Origin of the sequence: Sphingobacterium allocomposti (genome assembly GCF_008124885.1) — a bacterium.
GTDB lineage: Bacteria > Bacteroidota > Bacteroidia > Sphingobacteriales > Sphingobacteriaceae > Sphingobacterium > Sphingobacterium allocomposti.
On the sequence record NZ_VNHX01000028.1, the window covers coordinates 1 to 19,215 of the forward strand.

17 protein-coding genes are annotated in these 19,215 nt (G+C 46.7%); 9 read left to right on the top strand and 8 right to left on the bottom strand.

Annotated features, from left to right (window positions below):
- The coding region (locus BC792_RS16245; protein ID WP_148909231.1) for a transposase at positions 1 to 509 on the bottom strand (509 nt) is incomplete at its 3' end.
- A gap of 690 nt (positions 510 to 1,199) precedes the next feature.
- On the opposite strand from BC792_RS16245, the gene BC792_RS16250 reads away from it, so the two are divergent.
- The 5 genes from BC792_RS16250 (at position 1,200) to BC792_RS16270 (ending at position 6,278) form a co-directional block, all read left to right on the top strand.
- Positions 1,200 to 2,198, top strand: coding sequence for a hypothetical protein (locus BC792_RS16250; protein WP_211357562.1), 999 nt, complete (start codon positions 1,200 to 1,202; stop codon positions 2,196 to 2,198).
- 909 nt (positions 2,199 to 3,107) lie between these two features.
- A complete protein-coding gene (locus tag BC792_RS16255; protein ID WP_148910074.1) occupies positions 3,108 to 3,764 on the top strand; it encodes a tetratricopeptide repeat protein in 657 nt (218 codons plus the stop codon).
- 14 nt (positions 3,765 to 3,778) lie between these two features.
- Positions 3,779 to 4,237, top strand: a complete 459-nt coding sequence (locus BC792_RS16260; RefSeq protein ID WP_148910075.1) for a hypothetical protein — start codon at positions 3,779 to 3,781, stop codon at positions 4,235 to 4,237.
- Between the two features lie 123 nt (positions 4,238 to 4,360).
- A complete protein-coding gene (locus BC792_RS16265; RefSeq protein WP_148910076.1) occupies positions 4,361 to 4,837 on the top strand; it encodes an immunoglobulin-like domain-containing protein in 477 nt (158 codons plus the stop codon).
- Positions 4,838 to 5,363: 526 nt separating this feature from the next.
- Entirely contained in the window at positions 5,364 to 6,278 is a 915-nt protein-coding gene (locus BC792_RS16270) for a pirin family protein (protein WP_148910077.1), read from the top strand.
- Positions 6,279 to 6,825: 547 nt separating this feature from the next.
- On the opposite strand, the gene BC792_RS16280 is transcribed toward BC792_RS16270, so the two are convergent.
- The 3 genes from BC792_RS16280 to ligD all read right to left on the bottom strand — a co-directional run bounded on the left by BC792_RS16280 (position 6,826) and on the right by ligD (position 9,485).
- A complete protein-coding gene (locus BC792_RS16280; protein ID WP_148910078.1) occupies positions 6,826 to 8,130 on the bottom strand; it encodes a cryptochrome/photolyase family protein in 1,305 nt (434 codons plus the stop codon).
- Positions 8,131 to 8,250: 120 nt separating this feature from the next.
- Positions 8,251 to 8,448, bottom strand: coding sequence for a DUF2188 domain-containing protein (locus tag BC792_RS16285; RefSeq protein ID WP_148910079.1), 198 nt, complete (start codon positions 8,446 to 8,448; stop codon positions 8,251 to 8,253).
- A gap of 11 nt (positions 8,449 to 8,459) precedes the next feature.
- Complete coding sequence (gene ligD, locus BC792_RS16290) at positions 8,460 to 9,485, bottom strand: non-homologous end-joining DNA ligase (protein WP_170250061.1); 1,026 nt, start codon at positions 9,483 to 9,485, stop codon at positions 8,460 to 8,462.
- A 251-nt stretch (positions 9,486 to 9,736) separates the two neighbouring features.
- Here ligD and BC792_RS16295 point away from each other — a divergent pair, with 251 nt between their 5' ends.
- Complete coding sequence (locus BC792_RS16295; RefSeq protein WP_148910081.1) at positions 9,737 to 10,396, top strand: alpha-ketoglutarate-dependent dioxygenase AlkB family protein; 660 nt, start codon at positions 9,737 to 9,739, stop codon at positions 10,394 to 10,396.
- Positions 10,397 to 10,571: 175 nt separating this feature from the next.
- Positions 10,572 to 11,048, top strand: coding sequence for an N-acetyltransferase (locus BC792_RS16300; RefSeq protein WP_211357563.1), 477 nt, complete (start codon positions 10,572 to 10,574; stop codon positions 11,046 to 11,048).
- A 73-nt stretch (positions 11,049 to 11,121) separates the two neighbouring features.
- Here BC792_RS16300 and BC792_RS16305 read toward each other — a convergent pair whose 3' ends face one another.
- Positions 11,122 to 11,499: a VOC family protein gene (locus BC792_RS16305; RefSeq protein ID WP_148910082.1), complete on the bottom strand. Its 378-nt coding sequence runs from the start codon at positions 11,497 to 11,499 to the stop codon at positions 11,122 to 11,124.
- A 525-nt stretch (positions 11,500 to 12,024) separates the two neighbouring features.
- Here BC792_RS16305 and BC792_RS16310 point away from each other — a divergent pair.
- Both BC792_RS16310 and BC792_RS18815 read left to right on the top strand, forming a co-directional pair.
- Positions 12,025 to 12,489, top strand: coding sequence for an SRPBCC domain-containing protein (locus BC792_RS16310; RefSeq protein WP_148910083.1), 465 nt, complete (start codon positions 12,025 to 12,027; stop codon positions 12,487 to 12,489).
- Positions 12,490 to 12,599: 110 nt separating this feature from the next.
- Positions 12,600 to 12,761 (top strand): PLDc N-terminal domain-containing protein, encoded by a 162-nt coding sequence (locus BC792_RS18815; RefSeq protein WP_148910084.1) that lies wholly within the window; start codon positions 12,600 to 12,602, stop codon positions 12,759 to 12,761.
- Positions 12,762 to 12,946: 185 nt separating this feature from the next.
- Here the strand turns inward: BC792_RS18815 and BC792_RS16320 are convergent, their stop codons facing one another.
- The 3 genes from BC792_RS16320 to BC792_RS16330 are packed head-to-tail and all read right to left on the bottom strand — an operon-like array spanning position 12,947 to position 19,089.
- Complete coding sequence (locus BC792_RS16320; RefSeq protein WP_170250062.1) at positions 12,947 to 14,443, bottom strand: serine hydrolase domain-containing protein; 1,497 nt, start codon at positions 14,441 to 14,443, stop codon at positions 12,947 to 12,949.
- Positions 14,444 to 14,454: 11 nt separating this feature from the next.
- The gene (locus BC792_RS16325; RefSeq protein ID WP_148910086.1) at positions 14,455 to 15,876 is read right to left on the bottom strand and encodes a SusD/RagB family nutrient-binding outer membrane lipoprotein; all 1,422 of its coding nucleotides are present in this window, start codon (positions 15,874 to 15,876) and stop codon (positions 14,455 to 14,457) included.
- 30 nt (positions 15,877 to 15,906) lie between these two features.
- Positions 15,907 to 19,089, bottom strand: coding sequence for a SusC/RagA family TonB-linked outer membrane protein (locus tag BC792_RS16330; protein ID WP_246155154.1), 3,183 nt, complete (start codon positions 19,087 to 19,089; stop codon positions 15,907 to 15,909).
- Positions 19,090 to 19,215 lie beyond the last annotated feature (126 nt).

The following is a 19,215-nucleotide window of genomic DNA, read 5'->3' on the forward strand; positions in this document are numbered from 1 at the left end:
GCTTCCAGTTTCACCTTGTTCTTTTCCACCGAGCCCTTCCATACAAAAGTGTAACGACCGGCTGCCGATTCGATCTTCGTTCCGTCTATGTACTGTACCTTCAGGCTGACATAACCAAGTTCAGCAAGCAGACGGACAACTTCGGCAAAAAGTGACTGGATATGGCCCTTAAGGCGTTTGCCACGGAAGTAGTTAATTGTCCGGTAATCCGGTGTGCTGTGCCCTGATAGCCACATGAAATAGATGTTCTCCTGTAGGGCCCTTTCAATCTTACGGCACGAATAGATGTTGCTCAGGTAGGCGTAGAACAGCACCTTGATCATCATACGCGGGTGGAACCCTGTCGTGCCGCCACCTTTGTACTGCCCTATGATGGGATCTATGTTCAGTTTTTCAACCACTTCGTTAACCAGACGTACCGGATGACCAGCAGGGATTTTTGCAAAAATATCTTCCGGAAAAAGACTCGGACTATTGGATGGTAATGCTTTGAATAGTATGTTTGCCATATTGTTTGGGTACACCTAAAAATAACCATTTTTTAGGACAAACAATAAAAATCCCCGACACTTTCACGTATCGGGGATTCCTTTTTAAAAAAAGGCTTTTTAGACAACCTCGACTCTCCTATTAAGACTATGGTAACGTCGGTTTTGGCGGGATCGGCGGGCGAGGTGTACTCGTATCACCTCCTTCGTCAAAAGTTTGCACGATTGGCTGTTCAGGCGTTGGTTGTGAATTAGACGGCTGACCGATTCCAAACAAAAAATACAATATTAAACTCCACATGATTCAAAAAATTTTAAAGTCAAAAACCTGGTAGGTCCGCGTGCTCCATGCACGGGATTGCTACAATGTTTTCAGAAGGCCTTCTGAATTTTTTGGGAAGTAAGAGTGTCAATCGCGGAAGGTAAAAGCTGCTTCCCAAACCGGCTGATAACTACCGCGAGATCTTCTCTTTGTGAAATCAGATTAGTATCTTAGTTCTGTGTTTTAATCGATCTTTCGTCTGACTTCGAGAACAAAGTTATAGCCGCTAAGCACCTTTTTATCACGGATTTCCGTCATTTCCGGACTTAACCCGCAATAACCTTGGTGTGCCGTAACCTACCTTGATTTCCGATGAATTTCCGTTCATTTTATCCCCTTTGGACCGATACGGTTTCCCGTATTTTCCGGAGTACGACTGATCTAACTTTGTGATGATGTTTGAAATCGACCTATACAATGAAGAAGTGCTGAGAGCTTTCCACGAGAAGAAAGACCAAGGAAAGCTTATACATCTTAAGCGGGCCTCAAGGGCTGATCTGATGAAGGAATGCTTACTACGTTTGGAAAATGGGGAACTGGAGAATGATATACCTGCTTTGGCCAAAATATTTAATTCTGAAGGCAACGTGGAAAGCCTTAAAACAGCAATAAAAAAAGCTACGGCAGACAAATTCCGGCCCATACAAGATTTTATTCGGGAAAAGACCAGCAAACCGACGGATAACATTATAGCATTACTAGCTATATTCATCGATTTTCAGCCAAGACCATTTGAACAATGGCGTGAGATCCGCCGGGCAAAAAGCGACGAGGGAAAAGCGAATAGCGAAGAGGAAGAGACTCCCGCACAGGAGGCAGACGATATCACAGAGGAGGTAGACAAAAACAATGATCCTCCACAAAGTAAAATCCACGTATCAAACACCGACGACGTCATAGCTCCTGTATCTGCTACAGGCGTTTCCCTTAATAAACTAAAAAATAGTTCTTGGCAGAAAAAAAAGAAACGGGATCTGCTGCTGGGCGGAATTGGCGGAATCACGGCTGTTCTGTTAATTACATGGTATATCGCTGCTATCCCTGAAGAATGCATGTGCTGGAATGGCGAAAAATACATCCCTGTCGATTGCCAGGACAAGACGCAACCCTATCAGGTTATCGGGTTAGATCAGGATAAACTCGAGCATTTCCGCAAAATCACAAAGCCCGATACGCTGGGGATAAAGGACATTGGAAATATCTGGTACTCTAAGATCGACAATGAGGTTGAGTTTTTTACAGGTCCGGGGCATCACCCGGTCCAGCAGCATCGATCGTTGAAGGCCGTGACAAGACATATTTGGAATACATATGTCAATATCAAACCGGACAGCAGCCAAAACCTTCCATTCGGAATAATATCGGAACCACGGGAAAAAAGCCGTTAATGTAAAAAGCCGCATCTGGGGACGCGGCTTTTCAGGAATTGGAGTGTATTATCCCGATCTGCGGGAAACTCGGGGAATAGGGATTGTTCCCGACATATATGTTGAACAGACCGTTGCGGATATTAAAAACGGTATTGACAGGATATTGCAAACGGCTATAGATCTATTTGAATAGAGCGTTAAGAATATCTCCAGCCAAGATCCGCTACGCGGTGCGTAACGGATTGGGATTTTTTTACGCAGTGCGTAGGGAATTGATTAAAATTCCGGAAACGTCCGGTGCTGTCGCAATGCTGATCAAAAACAACCGGCTGTCGAAGCTGAAACGGTAAATGGACAGTGGTTTCGCCGGACGATATGGTTTTTATTTCCATAGGTGTTTTAATCCCTCCGTCAAGTGATCAGTTCTTTACAAAGGGGATGTTAAAGGGCCAGCCCCCCGCTTTATCGTCCGATAGCAGGCGGCTTCGACGAGCTCAGCCTGACACTGTCGAAGGATAGACATGTCGCTCTTCAACAGAGCCTGTACTGAGCGTTTTGCACACGCACCCGCTCTGCCGAAGTTTCTAATACGAAAACAGCTTTTTGTTATTTACTATAAGAAAAGAGGAGCGGAAATAAGATAGGAACTTGTGGTTTTTAGATTCTTGTAAACAAATCTAAATCTTTTAAGAGGCCTATTTCAACATTTGACCAAAACTAAAAGTTGAAAAAAATAACACTTTTCGAACGACTTGCTTCGGCATTATGATTTTGCATATCGCTCATTCTACATCACAGCTACGTAACTAATGAAACTTTTAACTAACTTTATATTGACTATTAGTGATATGAAAAAATTATGAAGAAAATACACCATTCTCCTAGCCTTCTGTTTGCTTCGCGTAGGGGAATAATAAAAAAACGATAATGGCGGACTGGTATAGGCGAAAAAGTTGGACTAAAGCAGATGAAGACGAATATTTCGTCAAGCTTCGCCGTGCAAGAAAGAACGGAAGGCCTCAATATTTAAGAGTACAAGCAGTCGAACTTATTGAAACTAAAGATAAAAGTTTATTATCGGTAGCGGAGACACTTTTACACAAAATTCTGACAGACTATCCGGACGAAAGGACTGAAAAAAGTCACGCCTATAACTTATTAGGAGAGATATACAAGTTAAAAGGAAACTATGAAACTGCATTGATATATTTTCAGAAGTCGCTTGACTTTGAAAGAGAATTCCCCAATGTCATTAGTAACGCTTACTTAAACTTTTCTGAAACAGTTGTTCTTGCAGAGAGAACCGACTTGTATGGATCAGTTGAGAGATTATTGACAGAAAAAATAGGCCACGACACGTTAAAGTTTCCCGTTCAAAACTATATCATATATTCTGTTATGGCAATAATTTCTGAGTTTAAAGGTGACTTGGTGCAAGCAAAGGCATTTGCAGATTTAGCGGAAAAAAATGCTACGACAAAGACAAATGCGCTCTGGGATCCACAAAAGAGAAAAATTGGAATTGTAAAAGAAAGGAAAAAATGGTTAGATAGACTTGTTGGACGGAACAAAAACCGCCGTTAAGGAAAATTAAAAAAATGGCAAAATACGATAACGCTAAAAACCTACTATATCGAAAGGTAAATACGAGAGCAAGAGGTGTTCACCATAACTTTGGTGGAGATTTTAGACACTCAAAGCACAAGAAAAAAGAAACCCCGGAACAGATCAGGGGTAGTATGTCCGGCAAAAAAGATCGAGGTCTTGACTATACGCCGTTATTTAGATTTCTGTTGTCAAAAGTTGGTTCAAACTGGGACGAGGTGTTTAGCGAAGCTAAGTCCAGGTTAGATAAAACGGAACCGATATTCTGGATAGTTGCTTTGAATCCGGATGACAAAAAAGATTATGTGAGAGTTGGAGAATCATCATATTTCTCTGGATTGTATGTAGATGACAACGGAGACTTACAGCTATCGAATCCAAACTTAAAGGCGAATGATTTAACCCCTCACTGTAGTTGCTGTACCCATACACTGAATGGAGTGGTATTCTAACGGGGAATCTACCGGAAACGGAAAGTATTTTTTGTAGATGGTATGGCTATAACATTTTATCAGAATTTCCTAATGGAACTTTCTTCCGGAATTACGGGATTAAGCTTTCTAAAATATACAACCATGAAAAATTCCCTTATACTACTCGTCCTTGCGGCTATCCTGTGGAGCTGTGGCCAAGGGGGTAACAACAACGACAAACGATCTTCCGGTCACCGGAACGGAAGCAAGGCGGACACCGTCCGGCAGGGCGTGACTTTCTCCGTGCAGCCGGATGTATTTAAGCGCTCTACCCTTCCCGATTCGGTTCAGGTAAAAATATCGAACAATACAAAAGATACACTGATAACCGGCGTATCCTATCATATCGAAATGCTTGAAAACGGTAAATGGACAGTCGTTTCGCCGGACGATATGGTTTTTATTTCCATAGGTGTTTTAATCCCTCCGTCGAGTGATCAGTTCTTTACAAAAGGGATGTTGAAGGATCAGATCCCATATAGAACAGGTGAATACCGCATCGTTAAACCTTATATAAAGGGCAATTTTCAAAAAACCAGAGAGGAGCATTTTTTGTATGCACCATTTACTATCGAATAAGGAAAATGTATTTAACGATGGCTTCGCCCCTCTGACCGCGAGCAATAGCTTTCGGAGCGAGACGATCCTTGTTAATTGTAATACGACGTGCGTCCGTGCCAACGCAGCATAGTAATAAAGCAACCATCTGTTCTTCATCTTTAGAAAAACCTTTATACATCCGTTGTGTGCATTATAGCACCCGTTTATCGTCCGATAGCATGAGGCTTCGACGAGCTCAGCCTGACACCGTCGAAGGATAGACATGTCGCTCTTCAACAGAGCCTGTACCGAGCGTTTTGCACACGCAGTACACTATCACGCTGCGTGTATCGCTGCGTCTCTAAAGCTGTCATTTGCTGTTATTTCCGAATGTCTGTTTCTTATCGTCGTAGGCATTTCGGCAATTGCTACATTCAGCTTCATTCTTGATAAAACATTCAGCGTCATTGTATGTTGCTATTATAAAAGTTCTTCCGGAGAAAGGGCAGCACCTTGTCCGGATAGAAGCCGTATTGAAAAAAGAACGATTATAAAAAGATATATTATGCTTGATATTGTTATAGAAGCCCGACAAGCCGAACTTTCCGCAGGATTTTCTGTTAAGCGGATTTTGCCCTACAGACTGAAAAGGATGATCGGCCCGTTTATCTTCATGGATCATGGAGGTCCTGTGAATATGCCGGTAGCCCCTACCGGCAATCTCGATGTTTTACCCCATCCGCATATCGGTCTATCTACAGTCAGTTATCTGTTTAGCGGCAATATGACCCACAGGGACAGCCTCGGCGTAGAGCAGGTTATAAAACCGGGAGAAGTTAACTGGATGACCGCGGGCAAAGGGATTACACATAGCGAACGTTTCGAAGATCCGGCTATGCTGGCTGGTGGCGAACTGGAAATGATACAAACATGGGTGGCACTTCCCGAAAAAGACGAAGAAAGCGATCCTTCCTTTGTAAATTACCAACCGGAGCAGCTGCCGGTTTTCACAGATTCAGGTGTTTGGATGCGCCTGATTGCAGGTGATGCTTATGGACTGAAAAGTAAGGTAAAAACGCATTCTCCCTTATTTTATGTACATGTAGTGCTGGAGCCAGGTATCCATTTTGGTTTGCCAAAAGGCCATAGTGAACGAGGTGCATACATTGTTCGAGGCAGCGTTGAAGTAAGTGGGGTTACTTACAAACCAGGACAGTTACTGGTGTTCACGAAAGGAGTTGACCCGTTGATTGTAGCGAAAGAGCCCGTTACGCTGATGATGCTTGGCGGAGAACATCTGGGCGACCGGTACATCTGGTGGAACTTTGTTTCCAGCAGAAAGGAAAGGATTGAGCAGGCAAAGGAGGATTGGAAGCAGGGACGTATTGATTTGCCCCCTATGGATAATGAAGAATATGTACCTTTACCTGAAGACAAAAGTAAACCGGGAGGCGGACCGCCACCCAATGCTCTTTCCTGAACAAGGTATCGATGGATTTTAAAAAGAAAATAATCCCGACTTTTTTTTCCGGCTTCGAGCATAAAACGGAAACAACCTTTGGTAATATTAAAGCCGACGTATGCGCATTTATGATCCCAAACTTTCATAGGAAAAATTTCTGCGATTGCATTTTACATTCGCCATGGTCGGAGTGACGAAACAATAAGGTAAACTCTCAAGAAAGCCATATTGTTACGCTACCATTGCGCGTGATACGTTTATAAAACCTCGACTAAAGTCGGGGTTTTGTCGTTTAAGCTGAGAGAATCTACCTCGTTTATCGCGGCGGGGTCATGCAATTGATGCACGGTTTTCTATCGGGATATGATCCCTGTAGGGCCAATCGTTGCTTATGAGTCTACGACTTTACATCTTTACGACTTTTGCCGCTTCACTATAGACGTTAGAAGAGTTCCGACCTTAACGAATCGACGGCTTTACGGCTAATAGCTTAGCCATCCACAACATTCCTTTTTATCAACCAATACAACGTTGCTCCCACGTATTTCGGTTAATTGGAGGGCTCTTAAATATTCTCTTTCAGTGCTTCACTATACACTCTCAACGCCCTGTCTCTCGCAAAGCCATGTTCCACAATCGGTTCGGGGTAAATCTCGGTTCCAAGCTCGGGTAGCCATTTTTTAACGTAGGCTAACTCTTTGTCAAACCGCTCCATCTGCCGCTCGGGATTAAACACCCTGAAATATGGTGTAGAATCACAACCCGAGCCTGACGCCCACTGCCAGTTTCCATTATTGGAGGCCAAATCATAGTCGTTTAGTTTTTGCGCAAAATACACTTCGCCCCAACGCCAGTCTATCAGCAAATGTTTACATAAGAAACTTGCTGCAATCATTCGTACGCGATTGTGCATAAAACCGGTTTCGTTCAACTGTCGCATCCCTGCGTCAACTATAGGGTAGCCCGTTTTTCCTTCACACCAGCGCCTAAATTCCTGCTCGTTATTTCGCCACCTTATATTGTCGTACTTTGTTTTGAATGACTGGTCTACTACTTTCGGAAAATGATACAGGATCTGCATAAAAAACTCGCGCCATACCAGTTCCTTCAGCCAGGTCTGACTGTGCTTTAAAGCGAAATCCACACATTTCCGAACGCTAATCGTCCCAAACCGCAACGATATACCTAGCTGTGTCGTGCATTGCATTGCCGGGTAATCTCTATATTTGCCATAGTTGTCGATGATGTCATTATCCAATTCAGGAGGACCGAATTGGATTTCCGTTTTTTCAAAACCTATTTCGTGTAGGGAATGGATCTGTTTAAAATGCTGATGAAAAAAACGAGCATAGTTTGGCTGGTACGGCGAGTATTTTTCCAACGTCAATAATTCTGTCCATTTCCTGAAATAAGGTGTATAAACCGTATAAGGTGCCCCGTCATTTTTTACGACCTCGTTTTTGTCAAAAATCACTTGATCTTTAAATGCCTTGAAAGGAATATCTCGCTCTTTAAAAAAACGATAGATTTCCGTATCACGCTGAATGGCATAGGGCTCGTAATCCCGATTGCAGAAGACCTGCTGGATAGCATACTGATCGGCAAGCATGTCAAACACAGCCAGCGGTGTTCCGCAAAATGTATTCAATCTCGCATTTGAACGTCTGAGTTGATCATTTACGTAAGAAAGTGCCTGGTGGAAATAATCTACCCTTCGATCCTTTTTTTCTTCCAGTTCTCCCAGAATATTTTCGTCGAATATGAACACCGGTAAAACAGGGTATGCAGAAGAAAGCGCGTGATACAATCCGACATTGTCTTCCAACCGCAGATCTCTACGAAACCAAAATATGGAAACCTTACTTTTCATTCTTTACGTTTTTTTTATGTCGGTATATCGCACGGTATGACCGCCTTTGCCATTTAGGCTGTACGGAGGGGAAGCGCGGCCAAATTCCTCGCTAACGCTGTCTGTTAGTTTTTACCGCTATCAGCCTTTTTTCTTATCGTTCTTCTTTTCTTTCTCTTTCTGAAAAAATTCCCTTGCGCGTTTAAGGCCCGTCGCGATGGCAACGCCTTCTTCGGCGCCATCCTTCAATACTTCATTGGCAATCTCGACAGCTTTCTCCCTGATGGCTTTGGGCTGGTTTTTATAGGATGGCGGATAGTCTCCTTTTGACCATGGCATAATCGTAAAAATTAAGTTGAACAATTCTTATTTTGCTTTCTTCGTGGCTTTGTAGCTGTCTTGATCTCATCAAGTGGCTGCCGCTCGTCCTCCGGTACTTCGCGGACCACCTCCTTCGGGTCTTTATCGTAGCGAAACCCTAAAAAGGTTGCCGGCTTCCGTATGCGGCCGGACTTGGTCCACGTGGCAAATTCAAAGTTGGCCACGAGTGTTGGCTGCACCCAGTGGGTGACAGCTCCTTTAGTATCCAGCACCTTGTTGACGAACGGCGACTGCGCGGTTTCAAGCGCCTTCAGCTTTTGAAGGATCGCGGGCATTTCCTTCTCCTTATAGCCACCGCCCGAACGCCCGATCCATTCCAGCTTTCCCTCTTTGTATGCTCCGAACAGCAGGCTTTTGAACGCGCGCGACTTGTCTGACTCGGCCCAGCCTCCGATCACGAATTCCTGCCGCTTCCGCGTCGGCACCTTGATCCAATCTTCCGTGCGGCTACCCTCCACGTAAAGGCTGTCCCTGCGCTTACCGACGACACCTTCGAGATTGAGCTTCAGGACCTCCCCGTATAGGGCGTGCCCGTTGTCGAAGCTGTCGCTAAAGTGCAGCACCTCATTTTCCTTTAAAAGCATCTGAAGCAGCTCCTTGCGCGCATGAAGGGGCATCCCCCTCAGGTCGTTGCCGTCCAGCCAGAGGAGATCGAAGACATAGTAATAGATCGGCGTATTATGGCCGTTGTACTTTTGCAGGGCATCAAAATCGGGCTGGCCGCGGTCGTTGAGCACTACCACTTCGCCATCGAGCACAACATCATGCTTCAATGCCTGCAGCGCTTCTGCCACCGGAGGATATTTCGAGGTATAGTTAAGGCCTCCCCGGGAATCCATCCGTACTTTCGGGCCGTCTTTGTAAGCGATGATCCGGTACCCGTCCCATTTGATCTCATAAAGATAGCCTTCCCAGCCGGGCACCTCTTTCATTAACGTGCACAGCATGGGCGAAATCCGCCGGGGCATCGTATCTTTTCCATCCTTCCTTTTCATGACGCTGTTAATAGTACGGTATTTGAACGCTGCTTGGCAAGTTTGGTTTCGTGCCACACACGGTATTCCTCTTAAAATTTGAAACGAGGCAACCGCGGCAAAGTGTGCCGGCGAAGTTTCAGATCCCATCCAAAGAACATGACTTTGGTCTTGAGCGGTTACGGTGTCCCCGCACAAAAACTAGAATAGCGCTGACGACGTTCTATAACAGGCACGGACTCATCCGGCACGGTTATCCATTAATATTGGACATGGCACTATTTGACGATACGGAAATGTTTACCAGGGGCGGTTCTGAAAGAAGGACGTTTGATCTCCCGGATATGAATCTGATGCTGTACGAAGGCTTCGTCCCGAAAGAAGAGGCTGATCATTATTACACGACGTTGCTGCATGCCACGCCATGGCAGCAGTACCAGATGCCAATGTACGACAAGATTGTTACTGCGCCCCGCATGATCGCCTGGTACGGCGAGCAAGGCCTGGCCGGAGAAGATGCGCTCCCCTGGACGCCGGAACTGACCAGCTTGCGGGAAAAGGTAGAGGAAGAAACGGGTATTGCGTTCAATGCCGTCCTCCTGAATCTATACCGGAATGGCAGCGACAGCGTGGCCTGGCATTCCGACAACGAACACCGTACGGGTAAAAACCCGAGTATCGCTTCCGTTACTTTCGGACAGACACGGCCATTTCGGTTTCGTCATAAAATTAAAAAAGAGGTTCCACAGCTGGAAATCCTGCTACATCATGGAGCGTTGCTCCTAATCTCGGGAACCACGAACACATTCTGGGAGCATCAGATCCCGAAGTCCGCAAAGCAGCTGCTGCCGAGGATCAACCTGACCTTCCGAACACTTAAACCAATCCAGAACCAGAAAGATCTTGGCGTGGAAAGACAGACCTGGCAATAAATGTCAAAACTAATGATCACAACATGAGAAGACTTCCTTTACTTATTATAGCTTAACTATCATCACGAGATATCTCAGGATGTTCCGTTTCTATTAGAACGGCTGTTTACCTATAGCAAGCCTTGCTTGAAACCTCTCCCAAAATATTATATTTACCTGCTTCAAAGGAGTGGCGATGAATAAAAACAGTGATTCAGTAAAGATGTTGAAGGAAAACATAGTTGTTCGGACGATGAGCAACGGCGACATAGACGAGCTGGTCGCTATATGGCTTGATGTCTCCATAAAAGCACACGATTTCATCCCCAAGAAATATTGGGTGGAAAACAAAACCTTGATGAAAGCGGACTATCTTCCGAATGCGGAGATCTATGTTGCCGAAGTAGCGGGCCGTATTGATGGCTTTGTGGCGTTGATTAAAAATCATATAGCGGCCTTCTTTGTGCGAAGCGAACAGCAAGGCAAAGGAATCGGGACAATCTTGTTGGATTACGCCAGAGAACTTCGTTCGGAATTGACCCTGAACGTTTATCAGAAGAACAAGAAGAGCGTGTCGTTCTACCAAGCTAAAGGCTTTGAAATTGCCGCAGAAACATGGGATGAACGGACACAGGAAATGGAATTTATAATGCGCTGGGTAAAGCCGAGCTAATTTCTACCTATGACTGTATCTTTTAACACTGCTATCCGTTTTTAACACTGCTATCCGTTTTGGGCCATAAAGATTACTTCTCAACATCACGCTGTTGCAGGTTAAAAACTGTACCTGCGGGGTCTTGAATCCAGTGCATATTTTCCGGCAACTCCTCCAATTCATCGCATATGTCGATACCGTTAGACAACAAATAACTTGTGGCGTCCGACACGTTTGGCACCGTCAGCTGCAACCAGGTTTCCGAATGAGTGTAATTATCGACACAGTCAAGCCAAATAACATTATTACCGAATTTGACCTCATGCGTCCTGGACACGGTAGGATTGTTGATAGGTTTTTCCGAAACGTCAAGCTTCAATATATCCCTGTAAAAAGCAACAGTCTTGTCGTATTTGCATTTAGGTATTTTAATAGCGATATTGATTCCTGCCTCAAATTTTTGGTCCATATAGTTCTGTTTTAGATAAATTATGAGTATAGCCGAACGTTTCTTATACGGCAAATATAACAGTGCAGTGTCTTTAGGTAGCTTATCATAGGACAAGAAATGTACTCGTAATGTAGAGGCTAGGGAACAAATTGTCTAAACCTTAAAACGAACGCTGCAACTCGTTATCGGTAACCGCATCCCGGGATCCGACACGACAGCTTTTTGAGCGGTACACAGCAACAAAACATTATTACGGGCAAACGGATACCAACGGTATCTAGAAAAAGTCGACTTTTACGAACGGTTCCAGGGGTGTTGCCTGATTTCTTTTATGCACTAGCATACGTTGTTTCCTCCATCATCAGGTGGTGTGTGGCATTTTAATTGTGGAAGCTAATGGATTCTTTACAACGGTACAGTCGATTGCGGATAAACGAGCTATAAGTGAATACCGGAGCCTATGGTAGATAAAACGTCGTATATTTCGTTGATTGTCCGTATAAATTGTTAAGAAATTAAAAAAACATCAATAAGAAAAAAGCTATGGATTCACTGACAACAAACATAGAAATATCGGTTCCGCGTGAAAAGGCATTTGATTTCTTTATTAATAGACTAACCCATTGGTGGCCAAAAGAATATACGTGGTCGAACGAAAAGTTGGTCGAATTAAGCATAGATCCTGTTCCAAACGGACTGTGCAGCGAAATTGGTCCTAATGGGTTCCGTTGTGATTGGGGCACGGTATTAACTGTCGATACAGGTCGGAGTCTGTCGATGAAATGGCAGCTCACGCCTGAGCGGAATCCCGAACCTGATGCCGACAAGGCCAGTGTTGTACATATCCGATTTGAGGAAATTTCCGAAAACCGGACTTGCATCCATCTCATACACGAACAGTTTTCCAGTCATGGGGAGAACGCTGAACAATATAGGGATGCAATGGCTTCGGCGCAAGGGTGGCCTTATTTGTTGTCGTCGTTCGCAGCTTATGCCCAGAAACTATGAAACCTGATTTTATTAAGAGTAGTGATACAACCCTGACGCTTGAAAGAAGGGCGTAGAATTATCTTTTGAATGGGAAGAAATAATTCACTAATTTTATACCGAGGGCATAAATGACGACTCTTCTATTAACCGCTCCAAACGTTTGTATCACCACTCAAAACCTCAATACCTATCAACGCTCCCTGTGGGTACTGATCATTGTGCTAGGTAACCTCATAGGATGGATACTTTACTGGGCTATTGGCAGGAAAGGTGAGAAACAAACAAGCTAAACGAGTAATATTATCAAGCCTGACCCCTCGAAGCTATACCCAATAGCACAACCCAGTGTCGAGTCTAAAAGCGCTAGAAAAGCCCACTTATCGTCTACATGTAAAAGTCTAACAGTTTTTATCGCATGTCTGCCTAACACCATTTATTTCAAATCTGATAGTAACTACATATGCACATATCAGTGCTAGTCAGAGACGGGCTTGAAGGAAAGCTGCTGGATCCGCGGCCGGGGTTCTGGAGACAAAGCAAAGAAAACCTCTACCCGTCCCCGCTCGCCTTCAATCAGGAAGGTGCCCCGCAGATTGTTGATTGCGACGATATCGTGCACCTTCACGACGGCGCCAATTTCGTCAAAAACCGCTTTTGATTTAGCTCTCAACACCGAGGGTACGTTGTCCTGAAAGAAATTATCGGAAAAATCCGCTTTGTTTTCTTCGGCTTCCTGCCAGTCTGGCAAGTAACGCAATAGCGTCTGTCTCCGCTGCTCCAACACTTCCGAAACCTCTTTTTTCCAAGGAGATAAGCCCGCACGGCGCACAATCTCTGTCGCCACCTTCGTGTTGATATCAGCAGCCGGGAAATAAGTGGTATTACTGAAACACACCAATCCAAAGCCGTATTCCGGGAGGATAATCCAATTACTTCCAAAACCGGGCAGCCCGCCTGTATGTCCTACTGTTGTCACCTGATTCTCGTCTCTGGTCCATTTCAACGCATACCCGTACGCAAAAGCCGTTAAATTTCCGTTATGCGCTGTCAACGTATTGAACACCCACGGACGCTGCATCTCGCGCAGGGAAGACCGCCGGAGGGGCTGCACATCCTTGCCACTGCGGGCAGGCCAGGCCTGCTGATGAAATGCCATGTACTTCGCAAAGTCGCCCAGCGTGGATAGCATTCCTCCCATCGCGCCGTACACACCATGCCGTACCATGATTTCGGGGACGTGTGCGCCATTCAGCCAGCGATATCCCTTAGCCAGCTGCGGCGCGGGTACCTCGGTATATTCCCAATAGGTGTCGCGCATGTTCAGTGGCTGCAAAATATGCTCGTTGATATATTGATCAAAAGACTGACCGCTGACATGCCGGATGATTTCGCCGAGCATGGCAAAAGGAGTATTACTATACTCGTAGCCTACGCCCGGCGTATTGGAAAATGCAAAGCCTTCCTCCATCAGCTTATAAAACGTATCTGTCGACATATCTAACAGCCGATCGCCCCAAGGATCGTCCTCGGGCAGGCCCGACGTATGTGTTAACAGATCGCGGATCGTGATGGTTGGCGCATCGTCGGTGGGAAGCGGCTGTTTTCTGAAGGCCGGCAGGTATTGCCACACCGGATCATCCAGCCTCAGCTTTCCGGCATCGCGCAGCTGCAGGATTGCTACGGCAACAAAGCTTTTTGTCATGGATGCCATACGAAATACCGACTTTTCGGTGACAGGTATTTTTTTATCAACATCTGCATATCCGAGTGTACCGATATGCAATATATTGCCATCGCACACCAGGGCGTAGGCCAGACCGGGTGAGTGCCGCTGCCCGGCAAATGTCCGGTAGGCGCTGTCAATCATCGGGATGGTGCTTTTGATGGCAGCCAGCCGGTCAGCCGGCTGGGCAAAGCTTAGCACCACCCCCATCAAAAGCATCACACAGCATACGGTTCGCTTTTCTTTCATGATAGCATACATTAAGGCTTATCCCACCATAGAGGCGTATCCAGCGGCTCCTGTCCGGGGATGTTTCCTCCATTGTTTACGAGTTCTACATTTGGAATAGCTATGCGTCGGATAAAGTTGGACAATACCGCTCCTATTGGCATCGTAAACCCTTCATAGGCGTAGTCATGCCTACGCGCATCATTCCAGGCTTCGTAGTTGAGGTAGGTTACCACATACTTTTCTTTGAAAATCAGGTCGAGGGTCAGACTATTAGCTCCGACGCCCACGGTGGGCTCTTTGATATATGCTTCTGCCTCGGCCGCCGGCACGCCAAGCATATTCATGCTTGCCTGGATGCCATCAAGGTAAGCCGCATAGGCGCGTGCCGCAAAGCCGCCGCGCAGGGCTGCTTCAGCTTCGACAAATTTGAGCTCCGCATAGGTCATGATGAAGATCGGCGATGTATTGCCGGTCAGCGGACTGTTGGTCGAAATGTAGCACTCGTCGTGGATTGTATTAGCGGCGTTCCCCTGATTACCGCCACCATTGGGCGTACCTACATAGTTGCCGTGCACCGTCGCATCGGTAATGCGGCTTATACGGGGATCGACGATTCCATATGTGTGTCCATTCAGATGGTTGATAAAATTAGTAGACAACCAGCCACCCAAGGTGCCGCCGAGATTGTTGGTAGCGATGGTAGCCCAGGGATTATTCCCCGTAAACACGCCCATCTTCATGTCGTCCGCGGACGATTCATAGGCGTTGTCCAATGCGTTGAGCACCGCCTGCGGATCGTACGTCGGCTTCTTCGTAAACTTATTTAGGTAACGCGCCTTTAGACCATGGGCAGTACGCAGCCAAGCGTCTACATCACCATGGTGAATGACATCCAGATTTTCATCCAGCGCAATGGTAGCATCGGTGGCCCCCAATGCCACAATAGCCTCGTCTATCAGCTGCCCGATCGTCTCCTGCACCTGTTCCTCTGAATCATATACCGGCGTGAAGGTATCGACCTTGTTGAAAGCTTCGGTGTACGGAACCGTGCCCCATGTATCGGCCACCAAACCAAGCTGGTAGGCTATCAACAGCTTGCCCACCCCGACATGCAGTGTCGCGCCGGACTCCTCGGCCGCGCTCACCATATCATAGGCGTCCGACATGCCGTAATAGGCCTGCGACCAAGAGGTGGACAGGTCTGTAATCTGGTAGGTGTCTGTTTCGGATCCCGATGTCGGACTCGCTGTATACTGCACATAGCTGCTTACCGCACTGCCATAGCGCTGTGCATTGAGGCCTACCCGGTGCGTCACCGATCCTAACAGGGAGTTCACGCTCGGCGCCGTAACTAGGTTGGGGTTGTTTCCTACATCAAAATAATCGCTGCAGCTTTGTACGGATAGAGCCAACGCCAGGATAGCTATGCTTAACGTTTTTGATGGTTTCATATTTTTGATTTTCATGATCCTTTCCTCGTGTTAAAATCCAAGATTCAATGTAAACAAATAGCTCCGTAATGCCGGGTAGGTCATGCCGGCAAAGCCCTCCGCGTTCGAACCGCTATTGGTGGTCGAGCTCTCTGGATCATACCCATTATAATTGGTAAACACCAACAGGTTGTTTCCCGTTAAGCTCACGGAAGCATTCTTGATAACCTTGCTGCTGAACCATTTGGAAGGGAAATTGTAATTCACCGAGACGGACCGCAACTTGACCCAGCTGGCATCCTGCACAAAAAACTCGGAGTTTCCGCGATGGTAGTTCCGATAGTAGCCGTTGCCATAGTTACGCCCTGTTTTAGGATCCACGCCCTGTCCAAGCCAAACTTCCTGCGTATTGGGTGTACCATCGGCGAGTACGCCTTCGAATACCATGTAATCGTTTCTATTCAATGTATAATCGGCCATACCGAAAGCCGAGAGGAAGTTATCCATCTGGTTATAATATTTTTGCCCGAACTGTCCGTCAACGAGCACCGCTACTGCCAGATTCTTGTATTTAAAACTATTGTACCATCCGCCGATGAACTTCGGAAACACATTGCCCAGCTGTTTTTTATCGGATACCGCTGTCAATACCGGGAACCCGTCTGCCCCGATCAGGATCGGACGGCTTTCATCGATGGTTTTTCCCTGATGCAGTCCGGCCGCCATTTCTTCCGGCGTGTAGTAGCGTTGATGCGCGCGGCCATATAAAATACCATAGGCTTCTCCCGGAACAACGCGCATTTCCACATTTGAGCTCAGGTAGCCGAATTCGGAAGCTACGACCAGTTCTCCGCCTTCGCCGCCCGCCTGATCTGACAGCGACAGAACCTTGTTCCGGTTGGCCGAAAGATTAAATTCGGTATCCCATGTAAAACTGCCGGTTTTGACGGGCGTGGCACCGAGGGTCATTTCTACCCCGCTGTTACGGATATTCCCTACGTTGATGGACGCCCGGGCAAACCCGGTGGCGGTGGATATCGGGGCCTGCATAATCTGGTCGATCGAGGTAGAGTGATAATAGTTTCCGTCAAAACGCAACCGGCTGTTAAAGAAATTCATTACCAAGCCCACCTCGTACGTATTGGTAAACTCTGGTCTCAGCTCGGGATTCCCCAGCAGTCCGCCCCGGGTAAAGCCCGTATACCCTGTGGGCAAACTGGTGTAGCCTGTGTAGCCGTTGCTCGTTGCATAGGGAAGCGCATCTTTACCGATCTGTGCATACGACAACCGCAGACGCGCGTGGTTGATGACCTCGGGTAATCGTATGTGGTCGGAGGCCACATAACTCAAGCTTACCGATGGATAGAAAAAAGAGTTGTTCGGACTATCCAGCGATGAGGTAATATCGTTCCGGAGTGTTGCATTCAGGTATAAATATTCCCGGAAAGCGAGCGTCGCATCGGCAAATGTTCCCATCAGCCGATATTCCTGCCTATAGGTGTCTGCGGCAATGCCTTTCACGTTTGCCATATGAAACCAGTCGGGCACTGTCAGGTCCCAGCCTTCGGTCGCGGAGCGGTAGATCCGGCGGTCAAACAGTTCATTCCCCAAACGTAACGCTCCGTGAAAATCTGCCGACAGCTGATGGGAGAAGTTGGCCATGAACGTACTGTTGAAGGTACGGTACTTCTCATCATAGACATTATAAAAGCCGCGTCCATCAGCACCATTGGCGCCATTAACCGGCACCAGGATTTCGCCCTCGAGCCCCCTATAGCCGACGGCCGTGGCCTGACGGTTATCCCGATAAGTATCCAGTCCGAATGTGTATACGAGATCTAACCATCCCGTAGGCTTATAATTCAGGGTGGTATTTCCGATAAAGCGCAGGACGTCGTCATTAAAGCGGTTTGTCTCGGCGACGTAGATCGGGTTCTCAGACAGGCCGGGGAAGGCCATAAACAGCGTGCCGTCTTCTTTTTTATAGTTGCGCACATCCCAGCGCGGCACCCAATAAGCGAGCTGCTCGTTGTATAGCCCGGCGTTTCCGCGACTACCGCCGCTATTGTTAATACTCATGTTGGTCGAAACATTAAACTTCTCGCTGGCCTTTACCTTCGTGTTCAGCCGGGCCTGTATGTTGCTGAAATCCGAAAACGGCATGACGCCATTTTGCTTAAACTGGGAGAACGAAGAGTAGTACGTCATCATGTCCGATCCGCCAGATAGGCTCAGCGTATTTTTGAACTGGTTGCCCGTGTCGAAAGCATCTTCCAGATAATTATACAGCTTCGCCGGATGGGTCGGATCTATTTTACGGGCTTCCTCTACTGTTGGTCCAAAGGCCGGCCAGAATTCGTTGGTATTGTAGATGTTATTCCAGCCTTGCGTATAGGTATCCTGTAGTTTGGGGAATTTATTCACTTCGTCCAAGCCTGCCGAACCTTGGTAGTTGATTCTCAACGCGCCGCTTTTTCCGCTTTTCGTGGTAATGACCACCACGCCGTTCGACCCCCGAAGACCATAGAGCGCTGTCGCTGCACCGCCGCGCAGGATGTTCATCGACTCAATGTCGTCCGGGTTGATGTCCACGCCGCGGTTACTCATACCTCTGCCCTCAGCACCTCCCTGTGTCGACGTGCTGTTGTCCATGATCACACCGTCGATAACGAACAAGGGGGCATTATCGCGATCCGGATCCAAGGAGTTCACTCCGCGGATCTGAATTTTCGCTCCGGAGCCGGGCGCTCCTCCTGTGTTACGTACCTGTACACCGGCGACTTTACCCTGCAACGCGTTCACCATATTAGACTGCTTATTGACCGTGAGTTCCTCGGCAGAAACCGACTGTGCGGTATAGCCCAGGGAACGCTCCTCGCGTTTGATCCCGAAAGCAGTTACAGCTACTTCTTCAAGCGCAGACGACTCGGGCGACAGGACCACGTTGAGAGAAGCCGAATTGCCAACACGTATCTCTCTGGTGTCCATTCCGACATACCGGAATACCAATACGGCATCTGCCCCCGGCACATCAATTGTATAAAGACCATTATCATCGGTCTGAACACTGCTCGATGTTCCCGCTACCGTGACCGTTACTCCGGGAATAGGCTCTCCACCCTCTTTCGACACCACACCGCCTACCTTTCGCTGCTGAGCAGACACTTCCTGTATGAGCAAAAACAGGAACATGACAAATGTGCCAGCCTGACTCCATCTAATTTTTTTTACCATACTCTTTTATTTAGCTTAATTAATACCGGTTAGATTGCATTTTCTTTTACATAAATAACAAATAAATACAAAAATTAAAAGTGTTTTTGCGTTTTTTAAACAACAAAATCTAAAAACACGATAAAA